Here is a 13,873-nt window from a genome sequence, read left to right on the forward strand (position 1 = left end):
AGGATGTCGTGTCGTTCATGAGGTTTTCCTGATGGACGCAGGAGGCCATACCGGAATGGGGAAAAACGGGGGTGACGGCTACCGTTTCGGCCCCTTCCTGGTCGATGCCGCGGCATACACGCTGACCCGCGAAGGCGAACCGCAGCCGCTCGAACCGAAGGCCTTCGCCGTCCTCCTGCACCTGCTGCGCCATGCCGGTGAACTCGTGCGCCACGAAGACCTGCTGGACGCGGTATGGGGGCACCGCCACGTGACGGCGGGCGTGCTGACCCGCGCCATCGCGCAACTGCGGCACGTGCTCGAGGACGACTCGCACCGGCCGCAGTACATCCAGACCCAGCACGGGCTGGGCTACCGGTTCATCGGCGAGCTGAAGTCATGGCCGGAAGGGGAGGCTCCGCCCGCGCGCGCGCTGGTTGCACCTGCAGCAGAACCCGCCGAAACCGGGGCCGCCGCCGTGGCTGCGGCGGGTGACACCCATCACCCCGCGATCGCCGCGCCGACCCGACCAGCAGCCGCGGCGGCCCGCCCGGCCTTGCTGCGCCGCTGGTGGCCGCTGCCGATCGTGCTGGCGGCGGCAGTGGGCATCTGGCTGTGGTACCGCGGCATGCAATCGTTGCCGCCGACGCCGGCGGCTCCCTCGGTCGCGGTGCTGCCCTTCACCAACCTCGGCGCCGACAAGGACGACAGCTATTTCGCCGAAGGCCTGGCCGTGGAACTGCATGACGCCCTCGCCGACGTGCCGGGCCTCAAGGTCGCCGCGTGCCGCGCCGCCAGCGCCTGCGGCACCCAGGGCGCCGATCCCCGCAAGCTGGGCAAGCTCCTCGGCGTGGCGACCGTGCTGGACGCCGATGTCCGTCGCGAAGGCAGCAAGGTCCGGGTGAACGCGCGGCTCACCGACACGCGCACCGGCTACACGCTCTGGTCGGGCAGCTACGACCGGGAACTCACCGGCGTGTTCGCACTGCAGAGCGAACTGGCGCGCGACGTGGTGCAGTCGCTGCTGGGCGCGTTGCCGCGCGACCTGCAGTCGCTGACGCGGCGCCTGGCGCCGACGAACAACGTCGCCGCCTACGATGCCTACCTGCACGGCGTGCAGCAGCTCGATCGCGACGGCAGCGGCAACACCGGCGGCTCCCGTTCGATCGGATTCTTCCGCGAGGCGCTGGCGGCCGATCCGGGCTTCGCCCGCGCGCAGGCCGGGATCTGCCGGGCGGAAATCATCACGTTCGAGGGCGCGCACGATGCCGCTGCCTTCGATCGCGCCCAGGCGGCGTGCCAGCGCGCGGCGGCGATGGATCCGCAGCTGCGCGACGTGAGCCTCGCGCTGGGCGACCTGTACCGCGCCCGCAACGACAACGCCCAGGCCATCGAGCACTACCGCAAGGCGCTGGAATCGCTGGCACTGCGCGCGGATGCGTATCTCGGCCTGGCTCGCGCCGAGTCCGCGCAGGGACACAACGACCTGGCCCTCGATTACTTCGAGCGCGCGCGGCAGTCGCGCCCGGGCGATCCCAGCATCTATCGGGGGCTCGGCTTCGAGTATTACCTGCGCGGTGACATGCCCAAGGCCATCGAGGGCTTCGCCACCGCGGCGACGCTGGCGCCCGACGACGAGGACGTCTGGAGCAGCCTGGGCGGCCTGTACATGGTCAGCGGCGATGCCGCGCGCGCGGCCGACGCGTTCACGCGCTCGCTTGCGATCAAGGCGAACTACCCCGCGCTGACCAACCTGGGCACCTTGCGCTACGAACAGCGCCGCTACGCCGAGGCCGCCGAGCTCTACCGCCGCGCCACGCAGGTGAACGCCAGCGATTACCGGCTGTGGGGCAACCTCGGCGACGCACTGTCGGCATTGCCCGCGCAGACCGCGCAGGCGCGCGCGAGCTACGAGCAGGCCGCCCGCATGGCGCAGCAGTACGTCGACATCAAGCCCAGCGACGCCCACGCCATCGCCGTGCTCGCGTGGTACCGCGCCAACCTCGGCCAGGAGCACGAGGCGCGCGAACTGATCCAGCGCGCCAGGGCGCTGGACGTCGAGCAGGGCGAGGTGGCGTTCTGGGCGGCGCAGTCGCTCGCGCTGCTGGGCGATACCGACGGCGCGCGCGCATGCCTGCAGCTAGCGCGCGACGGCGGCATCAATACGCCACGCCTGGAAGCCTCACCGGTACTGCGCCCCCTGTTGGGCCTTCCTCCGCTTCAGCAGCCGGCGATCGGACGCGCCCGCTGACCCCCACGGCCCAGCGGACGGGCGCACAGCAAGGAGTACAACGCGATGAACCTGTTGTCGTTCGCAACGATGGGAATGGTGCCGACGCTGAGTTCGGGCAAAGGCGAGAACAAGGAACTCGGCGATGCAGAGATCAGCATCCTGGTGGATGCGCAGACGCGCAAGCCGCAGGCCGATCCGGAGAGCGCGCGGGTGGCGGCGGGCGGAAAGATCACCTGGAAATGCGCCGAGCCGTTCGAGATCGTGCTCAAGCTGCTCTGGACCGAAGACCGGGTCACGCGCAAGTCGAGGATGGCCGGCGACTCGCACGTCCTGGAGGTCACCGCCGGCGCCGTCTACGGCACCTACTCGTACGGGATCGCGGTCAAGGGTGGCGAGGTCGACCCGGACGTGATCATCGGGCCGAGATCGCAGAACCAGTAAGCGGTGCCCGCGAGACGCTCAGGCCAGCTCGGTGGCGAACAGGTCCGCCTGCGCCAGGCGCACGGGCATGAAGCTGCGGCGGTGGTGCGGGCACGGGCCATGCGCTTTCAGTGCGGCCAGGTGCGCGGGCGTCGAATAGCCCTTGTGCTCGGCGAAGCCGTAGTGCGGCCACTGCTCGTGCAGCGCGCGCATGTAGCGGTCGCGCGCGACCTTGGCGAGGATGGAGGCCGCCATGATCGCGCGATCGCGCGCATCGCCGCCGATCCATGCTTCCCCGGGGCGGCACAGGCCCGGCGGCACGATGTTGCCGTCGATCCGCGCCGCATCGGCTGCGTGCGCCACGCCTTCCAGCGCGCGCCGCATGCCGGTGAGCGTGGCCTGCAGGATGTTGATGCGGTCGATCTCCTCGACGTCGACGAACTCGATCCGCCACGCCAGCGCGCGCTGCACGATGCGGTCGTAGAGGACTTCGCGCCGCTCCGGATCGAGTTGCTTGGAATCGTCGAGTCCGTTGACCGGCGTGCGGCCGGGCGTGAACACCACTGCGGCCACGACCACCGGCCCAGCAAGCGGTCCGCGTCCGGCCTCATCGATGCCCGCGATGCGCAGCGGCAGCGCGGCCGGTCGCGCTTCCGCGGGTTCCGCTTGGGCTGGCGTGGAGTCGGACTGCATTCGAGGAAGGATTCGAGGGCGCGGCCGGCAGAGTGCGGCAGCGCGGCGCGTTCACGCAAGCACGGACGGCGCTGCGGGAAGCAGTTCCGCGACTGCGTCGGCGGCGCGCGCGGAAGCGTCCTGCCGCAACTGCAGGTGCAGTTCGCGGAAGCGCGGCCCGATCCGTGCCATCGCCTCGCCATCGCGCAGCAGCGCGAGGGTGGCATCGGCGAGCTTGGCCGGCGTGCAGTTGCCCTGCATCAGCTCGGGGACGACGCGTTCGCCGGCCAGCACGTTGGGCAGCGAGAAGTACTTGGTCTTGAGCATGCCCAGGCCCTTGACCAGCGCGTAGGTCAGCGGCGCCACCTTGTAGGCGACCACCATCGGCCGTTTCGCCAGCATCGCCTCGAGCGTCGCCGTTCCGGACGCAAGCAGGATGACGTCGCTGGCGATCATCAGGCGGCGCGCGTTGCCGACCAGGATCCGCAGCGCGGGCCGCAGCTGTTCGAGGTCGGGATGCGCGCCGAGCATCCGGCGGAACGCAAGGTTGGCCGGCGAATTGGCGATCGGGATGACGATCTGCAGGTCCGGCACTTCCTCGAGCACGCGCGTGGCGGCGGAGAGGAAGCTGGGTGCCAGCCGTTCGATCTCGCCGACGCGCGACCCCGGCAGCAGGGCCAGCACGGGGCGATCGGTATCAATGCCGAGTTGTTCGCGCGTTGCCAGACGGTCGGGATCCAGCGGCATCTCGTCGGCGAGCGGGTGGCCGACGAACCGCGCCTTCACGCGGTACCTGGCGTAGACCGGCGGTTCCATCGGGAACAGGCACAGCACGTTGTCCGCGCTTTGCCCGAGCTTGGCGGCGCGCTTCTGCCGCCAGGCCCAGATCGACGGGCTGACGTAGTGCACGGTGCGGATCCCGCGCTTCTTCAGCCACTTCTCCACGCCGAGGTTGAAGTCGGGCGCGTCGATGCCGATGAACACGTCCGGACGCCACGCCAGCACGCGCTGGCGAAGTTCCCGGCGTACGCGCAGCAGCCGGGGCAGGTGCCTGAGCACCTCGGCCAGGCCCATCACCGCCAGTTCCGAAGCATCGAACCAGGTATCCATCCCGGCTGCGCGCATGGCGTCGCCGCCGATGCCCGCGAAACGGGCATTCGGATAGCGCTTGTGCAGTTCGGCGATCAGGCCGGCGCCGAGTTGGTCGCCGGAGGCTTCGCCGGCGACGAGGGCGATGCGCATGGCAGTCCTTTCCTGGCGCCTTAGCGCAGCAGCGGCCGTTCGCCGCTTTCGATGAAATCCAGGAACGCGCGCACGTCGGCGCTGTCGTTCGCCATGTCGGCCAGCTTGCCCCGCGCCTCGTCCAGGCTGGCGCCGCCCATGTACAGCGCGCGGTACGCGCGCTTGATCGCGGCGATGCGCTCGCTGTCGAAACCGCGGCGCTTCAGGCCTTCGCTGTTGATGCCGCGAGGCTTGCCGTAACCCTCCTGCGCGACCATCAGGAACGGCGGCACGTCGCCATTGACGAACGCGCCCATGCCGATGAAGGCGTGCGAGCCGATGCGGCAGAACTGGTGGATGCCGGCGAAGCCGCTGAGGATCACATGGTCGCCCACGGTGACGTGGCCGGCCAGCGTCGCATTGTTGGAGAACACGCAGTGGTTGCCGACGTGGCAGTCGTGCGCAACGTGCGTATAGGCGAGGAACCAGTTGTCCTGGCCGATGCTCGTGCTGCTGCCGCCGCCGCCGGTGCCGCGATTGACGGTGCAGAACTCGCGGAAGACGTTGCGGTCGCCGATCGCCAGTTCGACGCGCTCGCCGGCGTACTTCTTGTCCTGCGGTTCGCCGCCGATGGCGCAGTGGCCGTGGAAGCGGTTGTCGCGGCCGATGCGCGTCGGTCCGAGAACGCTGCAGTGCGGACCGAACGTGGTGTTGTCGCCGATCTCGACGTCATCGCCGATGTAGCAGAACGGACCGACGCGCACGCCGGCGCCGAGTTTCGCGCCGGCTTCGACCACCGCGGTGGAATGGATCACGGGCTCTGGCGTGGCGGTGGTCATGCCTCGGTCTTTACCTCGGCGCAGAGGATCTCGGCGCTGGCGACTTCCTGGCCGTCGACGCGCGCGGTGCCCAGGTACAGCGCCATGTTGCGGATGACGCGCTTGAGCGTGACTTCGAGTTCGAGCTTGTCGCCCGGCACGACCATCTTGGCGAAGCGCGCGTTGTCCACCTTCACCAGGTAGAACAGGCTGCCCTTGCCGTCATGGCCCGAGAGCTGGGTGAGCAGGCCGCCGGCCTGGGCCAGCGCCTCGATGACCAGCACGCCCGGCATCACCGGGTGGCCGGGGAAATGGCCGTTGAAGAAGGGCTCGTTGACGCTGACGTTCTTGTACGCCAGGACGCGCTTGTGCGGTTCCAGTTCGACCACGCGGTCGACCAGGAGGAACGGGTAGCGGTGTGGCAGCACCTTCTGGATGCCGGCGACATCGACCGGGAGTTGCACGGGCTGGTTCATCATCTTTTCCTGGCGCACGGAAGGGTGCAGCGAATCGGTAATTATCCGGCTTCACTGCCACATGCGCGTCCGTATGGCGCGAAGCTTACCGGGATTACGGCTCGCGGTCTTCCTGCGAACGGGGGATGCGGCGGGCGAGGGCGTCGAGCTGCTTGAAGCGCGCGGCGTTCTTGCGCCAGCTGCGGTTGTCCATCAACGGCGTGCCCGAGGAATATTCGCCGGGTTCGCGGATGGAATGCGTGACCAGGCTCATGGCCGTGACCATCACTTTGTCACAGATCTCCAGATGCCCGAGGACGCCGGCCGCGCCGCCGATCAGGCAATAGCGGCCGATCCGGGCACTGCCGGCGACCGCCGCGCACCCTGCCATCGCGGTGTGCGCGCCGATGAAGACGTTGTGGCCGATCTGGATCTGGTTGTCGAGGCGGACGTCCTCCTCCAGCACCGTGTCCTCGATGGCGCCACGGTCGATCGTGGTGTTGGCGCCGATCTCGCAGTCGTCGCCGATGACGACGCCCCCCAGCTGCGGCACGTTCAACCACTTGCCGGCTTCCATGGCGAGACCGAAGCCGGACGCGCCGAGCACGGCGCCCGGGTGCACGGTGACCCGGCGTCCCAGGCGAACGCGCGTAACCAGGGTCACGCGTGCGACGAGGTGGCTGCCGGCGCCGACGACGCAATCCTCGCCGATGACACAGCCCGGTCCGATCACCGCTCCGGCTTCAATGCGGCTGCGGGCGCCGATGGCGACGAATGCGCCCACGTGCGCGGCCGGGTCGACCTCGGCATCGGTGGCGATGTCGGCCGAGGCGTGGATGCCCGCGGGGCGCGACGGCAGGGGTTCGAACAGGGCCGACATCTTGGCGAATGCGGCGTAGGGGTCGCGGGCGATGAGCGCCGTGCCCGAATGGGCGGCGGCGTCTTCGGCGCGCATGGTGACCACGCTGGCACGCGACTGGGCGAGCTGGCCGCGGTACTTGCTGTTTGCCAGGAACGCCAGTTGCCCGTCGTGGGCGCCCGCGAGCGTGCCGACGCCGTGTACGCGCACGGCGCCATCACCCTGCAGCTCGAGCCCGAAGCGTTCGGCGAGTTCGGCGGCGCTGTACGAAGCCATGGCCACGTCCGGCCGCCTGGTTTAGAACGCGCCGCCGAAGGTGAACTGCAGGCGCTCGAGTTCGTCGCCTTCTTCCTTGCGCAGCGGGAAGGAGTAGCTGATCGAAATCGGGCCCATCGGCGAACGCCACATCAGCGCGATGCCGGTCGAGGCGCGCAGTTCGCCGGCGTCGAAGGCATCCAGGTCCTTGAACACGTTGCCGAAGTCGACGAAGGCCGAAGCGCGCGCCGACGGGGTATCCAGCAGGGTCGGGAAGAACATTTCCAGCGAACCGGTGGTCTTGAGCGCGCCGCCGACGGGCTGCAGGTACGTGCTGTTGGCGAACGGAGCCTGGCGCGGACCCAGGGTGTTGTCGCGGAAACCGCGCACCGAGCGCACGCCGCCCGCGTAGAAGTTCTCGAAGAAGGGCAGGCCATCGGCGGTCACGGTCTTGCGATAGTCCGGCGACGAGGTCAGGCAGGGTTCGCTCGGGGCGGGGCCGAGGATGATCTCGCCGTCGTCGATGATCTTGTCGTTGTCGGCATCGACCCAGCGGTCCGCGGTGAAGCAGATGTTGCGGGTGGAAGCGTCGCCGTAGCTGTCGCCATAGCCGAGTTCGGCGCGCGTGTTGAGCACCAGGTGGCGCGACAGCGGCCAGAACTTGGAAATGTTGTAGTTGAGCTTGTAGTACTCGACGGTGGAGCCGGGAATCGTGGTTTCCAGCCAGATGCGCTGCTGCATGCCGCGCGACGGCGTCAGCAGGTTGTCCAGCGAGTTGCGGCTCCAGCCGATCTCCGCGCGCAAGGCGTGGAAGGTCTTGGCGTTGAGCGCATCGATGTAATCGATGATCGGCTCGGGCGTGCTGCCCGGGATGGTGTTGATCTTGTTGGTGTCGATGCCGAACAGGCCGGTGACCGTGTCGGTCTCGGTGATCGGGAAGCCCAGGACCACCTGCGCGGCGCCGCTGTTGCTGTTGTACTGGGCGGTACCGAAGTCGGAGTAGTCCAGCTCGCGCCACCACACGTTGTAACCCAGCGACAGCCCGTTATCGAGGAAGTAGGGGTTGAGGAACGAGAAGTCGTAGCGCGACTGGTAGCGGCTGCGCTGCGCCTGCACGGAAACGCGGTTGCCGGTGCCGAGGAAGTTTTCCTGCGACAGCTGGATCTGCGTGCTCAGGCCGCTCAGCTGCGAATAGCCCAGGCCGAACACGAAGCTGCCTGACGAGGTTTCCTTGACGTTGACGACCACGTCCACCTGGTCGTTGCTGCCTTCGACCGGCTTGCTTTCGACATCCACGCTCTCGAAGTAGCCCAGGCCCTGCAGGCGGATCTTGGAGCGGTCGACCGCGGCCTGCGAATACCAGCTGCCTTCGAACTGGCGCATCTCGCGGCGCATCACCTCGTCGCTGGTGCGGGTGTTGCCCCTGAAGACGATGTTGCGCACGTTGACGCGCGGGCCGGGAACGACCTGGAGGCTGATGCCGACGGTCTTCGCCTCGCGATCGATGTCGGGGACCGGATTGACCTGCGCGAAGGCGTAGCCGATGTTGCCGAGGGTGGCGACGATCGAATCGGACGTCAGTTCGAGCAGGCGGCGGGAGAAGATCTGGCCTTCCTTGACGAGCACGAACTTCTGCAGTTCTTCCTTCGGCAACACGGTGTCGCCCGTGAGCTGCACCGAGGAGATCTTGTACTGGTCGCCCTCGCTTACGCCGGCGCTGATGAACATGTCGCGGCGGTCGGGGCTGATGGAGACCTGCGTCGAGTCGACGTTGAAGTCGACATAGCCGCGGTCCAGGTAATAGTTGTTGAGCTTCTCGAGGTCGCCGGACAGCTTCTCGCGCGAGTACTGGTCGTCGCGGCGGTACCAGCTGAGCCAGTTGTGCTCCGCGGACTCCCAGGTGTCGACGATGTCCTTGTCGCTGAACTTCTCGTTGCCGACCAGGTTGATGTGCTGGATGCGCGCGGCCTTGCCTTCCTTGATGGCGATGGTCACGTCGACACGGTTGCGGTCGAGCCGCGACACGGTCGGCGTGATCTCGACGTTGTACTTGCCCCGGTTCTGGTATTGGCGGGTGAGCTCCTGGCTCATCTTGTCGAGCACGAGGCGATTGAACGTATCGCCTTCGGCCATCCCGTTTTCCTTCAGGCCCTTGAGCAGGTCTTCGCTCTTGATGTCCTTGTTACCGGTGATGGTCAGCTTGTTGATCGCGGGGCGTTCCTGCACGGTGACCACGAGGATGTCGCCCTGCCGGTCGAGGCGGACGTCCTCGAAGAAGCCGGTCTTGTACAGCGCGCGGATCGCAGCGGCGGCCTTGCTCGAGTCAACCGTGTCGCCGCGTTCGATGGGCAGGTAGGTGAAGACGGCGCCAGCGGAAATACGCTGCAGGCCGTCGACGCGGATGTCGCTGACGGTGAAGGTCCCGGCCGGCGCGAGCGGGGCGCTGTCGGTGGCAGGGGCGAATGGATCGGTCGACTGTGCCAGTGCGGGGAACGCCGGCGCCATCGCTGCAGTGAGGGCAAGGGCAAGCAGGCGGCGATTGGGAAGTCGCGTCATCATCAAATCCGGTTGGGGATGCGGGTGCCGTGCACGGGCTCCGCGGACGTTTCGGTGGTCGTCGAATCGGTGGTCGGACAAGTCCTTCCTGAACTGGTTCCCGGGTGCGGCGAAGTCGTTGCGGTTTCCATCACCGCACCAGGTTGTTCACGATGTCGTTGTAGAACGCCAGACCCATCAGCCCGACGATCAAGGCCAGGCCGACAACATTGCCGGCGGCCATCACCCGTTCGCTGACCGGGCTGCCTTTGACCAGCTCGATAAGGTAATACAGCAGGTGACCGCCGTCCAAGATTGGGATGGGTAGCAGGTTCAGGATGCCCAGGCTGAGGGAAAGCAGGGCGAGGAGCATGAGGAAGTGCGCCGGCCCCTGCTGGGCGAAATAGTTGCTGGCGCGCGCGATCGTGATCGGGCCGGCCACGGTGTTGCGGGCCGACACGGTGCCCTTGAAGGCGCGCGTGAACGTGGCGAGGAGCTCGCGGGCCTGGTGCGTGGCCTCGGAGAAGGCCGCCGGAATGGCCGCGACCGGACCGTACCGCAGCACGGCGTCGCGCTTGGGATCAGTGGACACCAGCCGGATACCAAACCCCCAGTCCTGCTTGCCGGGCGCGGTCTCCATCCTGGTGGGCTTGAGGAGGAGCGCAAGCCGGTCGGGGCCCCGCTGGACTTCGACCATTGCCTCGCGGTTCTCTTCGCCCAGGCGCCGGGCCTGCCTGACGATGTCCTCGTAAGACAGCGTGGGCTCGCCATCGATGGCGGTGATGCGGTCGCCTTCCGCCAGCACGCCCCAGGCGGGCTTGCCCGGGCTCACCTCGCCTATCGCCAACGCCCCCACTTCGTGGCGCCCGCGCAAACCGAGCTGCTGCATGGCGCGGGTTTCATCGAAGCGCGCGGGCAGGCGCGACAGCGGCAGCGTGCGTTCCGCTTGCACCCCTTCGGGCGTGCGCACCCGCACGACGACGTCGGTGCGGTCGAGCGCGGCGGCGAGCAGGCCCATGCTCACCTCGCTCCAGGTCGGCGTGGGACGGCCGGCCACCGAGAGGACTTCGTCGCCTGCCTGCAATCCGGCCGTCGCCGACACTCCCTGGGCCTTGCCGATCACGGGTGCGAAGTCGGGGCGGCCGATCACGAACATGCCCCACAGCAGCACGACGCACAGGATCAGGTTGGCGGCCGGACCGGCAAACGAAATCGCCATGCGCTTCCACACCGGCTGGCGGTCGTGCGACTGCGCCAACTCCTCGGGCGATAGCGGCCGTTCCAGATCTTGGCCTTCGAGCGAATGCTCGCCGAGCATCTTGACGTAGCCCCCGAGCGGGATGGCGCCGATCGCGTATTCGGTCCCGTCCTTGCCGCGGCGCAACCACAGCGGCCTGCCGAAACCGACGGAAAAGCGCAGGACCTTCACTCCGCAGCGGCGCGCCACCCAGTAGTGGCCGAACTCGTGGAAGGTGACGAGCACGCCCAGGCTGACCAGCAGCCACCAGATCGAGCCGAACACCTCACTCATCGCGCCGCCCCCCGGGGACCATCGTCCGCGCCATCATCCCACCGCCGCGAGGGCATGGCGGCGCGCAGCCGCATCGGCCTCGCACAATTCGTCCAGTGAGCCTGCGGCCGTGGCGGGCAGTGCATCCAGGGTGGCTTCCACCAGCGCGGGAATCGACAGGAAAGCGATCCGCCGCTGAAGAAAGGCTGAAACCGCCACTTCGTTTGCCGCGTTGAGCATCGCCGGTGCGGTGCCGCCCGCCTGCAGCGCCTGGAAGGCAAGGCGCAGGCATGGAAAGGCCTGGAGGTCGGGCGCCTCGAAGTCGAGGCGTCCGTGCTGCAGCAGGTCCAGCCCAGCGACACCCGAGGCGATACGCTGCGGCCAGCCGAAGCCGACGGCCAGGGCGGTGCGCATGTCGGGCAGCCCCAACTGGGCAAGGGTCGAGCCGTCGATGAACTCGACCAGCGAATGCACGAGGCTCTGCGGGTGCACGAGCACGTCGATGCGCTCGCGCGGCACGCCGAACAGATGGTGTGCCTCGATGACCTCGAGGCCCTTGTTCATCAGGGTCGCCGAATCGACGGAGATCTTCGGCCCCATCGACCACTTGGGGTGGGCTACGGCCTGCTCGGGCGTGACCGCGAGCAACTCGTCGCGACGCCGGCCGCGGAACGGTCCCCCGGAGGCGGTCAGCACGATGCGCCGCAGTCCCGCTCGCGCATCGGCGTCGGGCAGGCACTGGAAGATCGCGTTGTGTTCGCTGTCGATCGGCACGATCACCGCGCCGCTGTCGCGTGCGGCCTGCATCAGCAGTTCGCCGGCGAGCACCAGGGATTCCTTGTTCGCCAGCAGCAGGCGCTTGCCTGCCGCCGCCGCGGCCAGGGTCGAAGTCAAACCCGCTGCACCGACGATCGCCGCAACCACGGTGTCGCATTCGTCCCCGGCGGCGAGCGCATCGAGCGCGGCGTCGCCCGCATGCGCCTGGGTATCCAGTCCCGCATCGCGAAGCCCGTCGCGCAGCGCTGCGAACTGCCCCGCGTCGGCAATGACCGCATGCCTGGGCCGATGCGTGCGGCACAGCGACAGCAACGCCTCGACCTTGCTGCCGGCGGCGAGCACGGTCGCGCGCAGGCGTCCCGGATGGCGCGCGATCACATCCAGCGCCGACGCGCCTATGGATCCGGTCGCGCCAAGGACAGCGATGTTGCGGGTAGGAAGCTGGGACATCGGGTCACATCATCTCGTCGTGCCGGACGCTGGTCCGGCCGGCTGTCAGAAGCCGAACATCGCCTTGCCGATGGCAAAGACAGGCAGGGCGGCGAGCACGCCATCGATGCGGTCGAGGATGCCGCCGTGGCCGGGAATGAGGTGGCCCGAATCCTTCACGCCGGCATGGCGCTTGAGCAGGCTTTCGTAAAGGTCGCCGATCACCGAGGCGAGCGTGGCGGCGAGCGCTACCAGCGCGACCAGCGGCACCTGCGCGCCCGCGGCCCCGGCCAGCAATGATCCGCAGACACCGATCAGCACGCCGGCCAGTACGCCACCGGCGAGGCCCTCGAAGGTCTTGTTCGGGCTCACGCGCGGCGCGAGCTTGCGGCCCTTGAACAATTTGCCGCCGAAGTGGCGGCCGGCGAAATAGGCCGCACTGTCCGCCGCCCATACGACGGCGAGCGCGGTAAACAACCAGATGTGGCCGTTGGGCTCGGCTGCGTGGAGCCATGCCAGCGCGCACCAGGCGGGGATGACGGCCAGGGCGCCCGCGCCGAGTTTGAAGAAGCGCGCCCAGGTCTCGTGGTTGCTGGCGAAGTCGTAATGGCGCAGCCACAGCAGTGCCAGGAGCCACCAGACCACGCCGACGACGCTCGCCAGCTGGAACAGCACGTAGCTGTAGCCGGCGGCGGAACGCGAAGCCCAGACGATCGCGACCATCAGCGCGAGGTGCGCCACCAGCAGCACCGTGCGCGCGAGGGTGTCTTCGATCTCGGCGAGTTCGAACCACTCCCACAGGCCGGCCAGGAAGACCACGGCCGTGAGCGCCACGATCCACGGCGTCGACAACAGCAGGATCGCGGCGATCGCGATCGGAGCCATGATCAGGGCAGCCAGCAGGCGGGTTCTCGTCATGCGTCGTTCTCTCGTGGCTGCGTGCCGGCGACCTGTTCGCCGGTGAGGCCGAAGCGGCGCTCGCGGCTAGCGTAATCGTCCAGGGCGCGGCGCAGTGTGGCGGCATCGAGGTCCGGCCACAATGTCTCGGTGAACCACAGTTCGGTGTAGGCGAGCTGCCACAGCAGGAAATTGCTGACCCGGGTGTCGCCGCCGGTACGAATGAACAGGTCGGGGGGCGGCAGGTCGGCCAGGGCGACGCGCGCGCCGAGCATCGCTTCGTCGATCGCGTCGGGATCAAGGCGTCCGGCCGCCACGTCGCGCGCAAGCGAGCGCGCGGCCTGGGCGATGTCCCAACGGCCGCCGTAGCTGGCCGCGATGGACAGCTGCAGGCGGGTGTTGCGCGCCGTCTGCGCCTCGGCGGCGTTCATTCGCGCACGGATCGATTCGCTGAAACGCTCGCGTTCACCGATGAAACGGATGCGGACGCCGCGACGATCCAGTTCATCCACTTCCCGTTCGAGCGCGCCCAGGAACAGCTTCATCAGCGCGCCCACCTCGTCCTCGGGACGCCCCCAGTTCTCGCTGGAGAACGCGAACAGGGTCAGCGCCTGGATGCCGGTGTCGAGGCAGAAATCGATGCATCGGTCGACCGCGCGGGCGCCGGCGCGGTGGCCGATCATGCGCGGGCGGCGGCGACGCTGCGCCCAGCGGCCGTTGCCGTCCATGATCACGGCAAGGTGGTGGGGAATTGGCGCTGACGCGATGTCCGGGGGCATTCGTTGTTGCCGGGCGGGGAACGTGACGGTCGGG

The 13,873-nt window shown here is 68.4% G+C and carries 12 protein-coding genes; 2 read left to right on the top strand and 10 right to left on the bottom strand.

Annotated features, from left to right (window positions below):
* Positions 1-55: 55 nt before the first annotated feature.
* Positions 56-2,230 (top strand): winged helix-turn-helix domain-containing protein, encoded by a 2,175-nt coding sequence (locus tag BP05_RS00310; protein ID WP_496359314.1) that lies wholly within the window; start codon positions 56-58, stop codon positions 2,228-2,230.
* A gap of 45 nt (positions 2,231-2,275) precedes the next feature.
* Entirely contained in the window at positions 2,276-2,653 is a 378-nt protein-coding gene (locus BP05_RS00315; protein ID WP_496359316.1) for a hypothetical protein, read from the top strand.
* Positions 2,654-2,671: 18 nt separating this feature from the next.
* Here BP05_RS00315 and rnhB read toward each other — a convergent pair whose 3' ends face one another.
* The 10 genes from rnhB to uppS form a co-directional block, all read right to left on the bottom strand.
* Positions 2,672-3,325 carry a ribonuclease HII gene (rnhB, locus tag BP05_RS00320; protein ID WP_496359318.1) on the bottom strand — a complete coding sequence of 218 codons (654 nt, stop codon included), beginning with the start codon at positions 3,323-3,325 and terminating at the stop codon, positions 2,672-2,674.
* 51 nt (positions 3,326-3,376) lie between these two features.
* Positions 3,377-4,546: a lipid-A-disaccharide synthase gene (gene lpxB, locus BP05_RS00325; RefSeq protein ID WP_496359320.1), complete on the bottom strand. Its 1,170-nt coding sequence runs from the start codon at positions 4,544-4,546 to the stop codon at positions 3,377-3,379.
* A gap of 20 nt (positions 4,547-4,566) precedes the next feature.
* Positions 4,567-5,364 carry an acyl-ACP--UDP-N-acetylglucosamine O-acyltransferase gene (gene lpxA / locus BP05_RS00330; RefSeq protein WP_496359322.1) on the bottom strand — a complete coding sequence of 266 codons (798 nt, stop codon included), beginning with the start codon at positions 5,362-5,364 and terminating at the stop codon, positions 4,567-4,569.
* Positions 5,361-5,819, bottom strand: a complete 459-nt coding sequence (fabZ, locus tag BP05_RS00335) for a 3-hydroxyacyl-ACP dehydratase FabZ (RefSeq protein WP_496359324.1) — start codon at positions 5,817-5,819, stop codon at positions 5,361-5,363. Before fabZ ends, lpxA begins: the two co-directional genes overlap by 4 nt.
* Positions 5,820-5,913: 94 nt before the next feature.
* Complete coding sequence (gene lpxD / locus BP05_RS00340) at positions 5,914-6,933, bottom strand: UDP-3-O-(3-hydroxymyristoyl)glucosamine N-acyltransferase (RefSeq protein WP_496359326.1); 1,020 nt, start codon at positions 6,931-6,933, stop codon at positions 5,914-5,916.
* Positions 6,934-6,954: 21 nt separating this feature from the next.
* The gene (gene bamA / locus BP05_RS00345) at positions 6,955-9,468 is read right to left on the bottom strand and encodes an outer membrane protein assembly factor BamA (RefSeq protein ID WP_496359328.1); all 2,514 of its coding nucleotides are present in this window, start codon (positions 9,466-9,468) and stop codon (positions 6,955-6,957) included.
* Between the two features lie 130 nt (positions 9,469-9,598).
* Complete coding sequence (gene rseP / locus BP05_RS00350) at positions 9,599-10,978, bottom strand: RIP metalloprotease RseP (protein WP_496359330.1); 1,380 nt, start codon at positions 10,976-10,978, stop codon at positions 9,599-9,601.
* Between the two features lie 33 nt (positions 10,979-11,011).
* Entirely contained in the window at positions 11,012-12,184 is a 1,173-nt protein-coding gene (locus BP05_RS00355) for a 1-deoxy-D-xylulose-5-phosphate reductoisomerase (RefSeq protein WP_496359332.1), read from the bottom strand.
* 45 nt (positions 12,185-12,229) lie between these two features.
* On the bottom strand, positions 12,230-13,081 hold the full coding sequence (locus BP05_RS00360) for a phosphatidate cytidylyltransferase (protein ID WP_496359334.1): 852 nt from the start codon (positions 13,079-13,081) through the stop codon (positions 12,230-12,232).
* The gene (uppS, locus tag BP05_RS00365; protein ID WP_496359336.1) at positions 13,078-13,839 is read right to left on the bottom strand and encodes a polyprenyl diphosphate synthase; all 762 of its coding nucleotides are present in this window, start codon (positions 13,837-13,839) and stop codon (positions 13,078-13,080) included. The genes BP05_RS00360 and uppS overlap by 4 nt, the downstream gene beginning before the upstream one ends.
* Positions 13,840-13,873: the final 34 nt, after the last annotated feature.

Source organism: Lysobacter oryzae DSM 21044 (genome assembly GCF_059568595.1).

What these genes read in the sequence shown, in the direction of transcription:
- BP05_RS00310 (WP_496359314.1), top strand. Translation starts at nt 56, where the DNA reads ATGGGGAAAAACGGGGGTGACGGCTACCGTTTCGGCCCCTTCCTGGTC.
- BP05_RS00315 (WP_496359316.1), top strand. Translation starts at nt 2,276, where the DNA reads ATGAACCTGTTGTCGTTCGCAACGATGGGAATGGTGCCGACGCTGAGT.
- rnhB (WP_496359318.1), bottom strand. Translation starts at nt 3,325, where the DNA reads ATGCAGTCCGACTCCACGCCAGCCCAAGCGGAACCCGCGGAAGCGCGA.
- lpxB (WP_496359320.1), bottom strand. Translation starts at nt 4,546, where the DNA reads ATGCGCATCGCCCTCGTCGCCGGCGAAGCCTCCGGCGACCAACTCGGC.
- lpxA (WP_496359322.1), bottom strand. Translation starts at nt 5,364, where the DNA reads ATGACCACCGCCACGCCAGAGCCCGTGATCCATTCCACCGCGGTGGTC.
- fabZ (WP_496359324.1), bottom strand. Translation starts at nt 5,819, where the DNA reads ATGAACCAGCCCGTGCAACTCCCGGTCGATGTCGCCGGCATCCAGAAG.
- lpxD (WP_496359326.1), bottom strand. Translation starts at nt 6,933, where the DNA reads ATGGCTTCGTACAGCGCCGCCGAACTCGCCGAACGCTTCGGGCTCGAG.
- bamA (WP_496359328.1), bottom strand. Translation starts at nt 9,468, where the DNA reads ATGACGCGACTTCCCAATCGCCGCCTGCTTGCCCTTGCCCTCACTGCA.
- rseP (WP_496359330.1), bottom strand. Translation starts at nt 10,978, where the DNA reads ATGAGTGAGGTGTTCGGCTCGATCTGGTGGCTGCTGGTCAGCCTGGGC.
- BP05_RS00355 (WP_496359332.1), bottom strand. Translation starts at nt 12,184, where the DNA reads ATGTCCCAGCTTCCTACCCGCAACATCGCTGTCCTTGGCGCGACCGGA.
- BP05_RS00360 (WP_496359334.1), bottom strand. Translation starts at nt 13,081, where the DNA reads ATGACGAGAACCCGCCTGCTGGCTGCCCTGATCATGGCTCCGATCGCG.
- uppS (WP_496359336.1), bottom strand. Translation starts at nt 13,839, where the DNA reads ATGCCCCCGGACATCGCGTCAGCGCCAATTCCCCACCACCTTGCCGTG.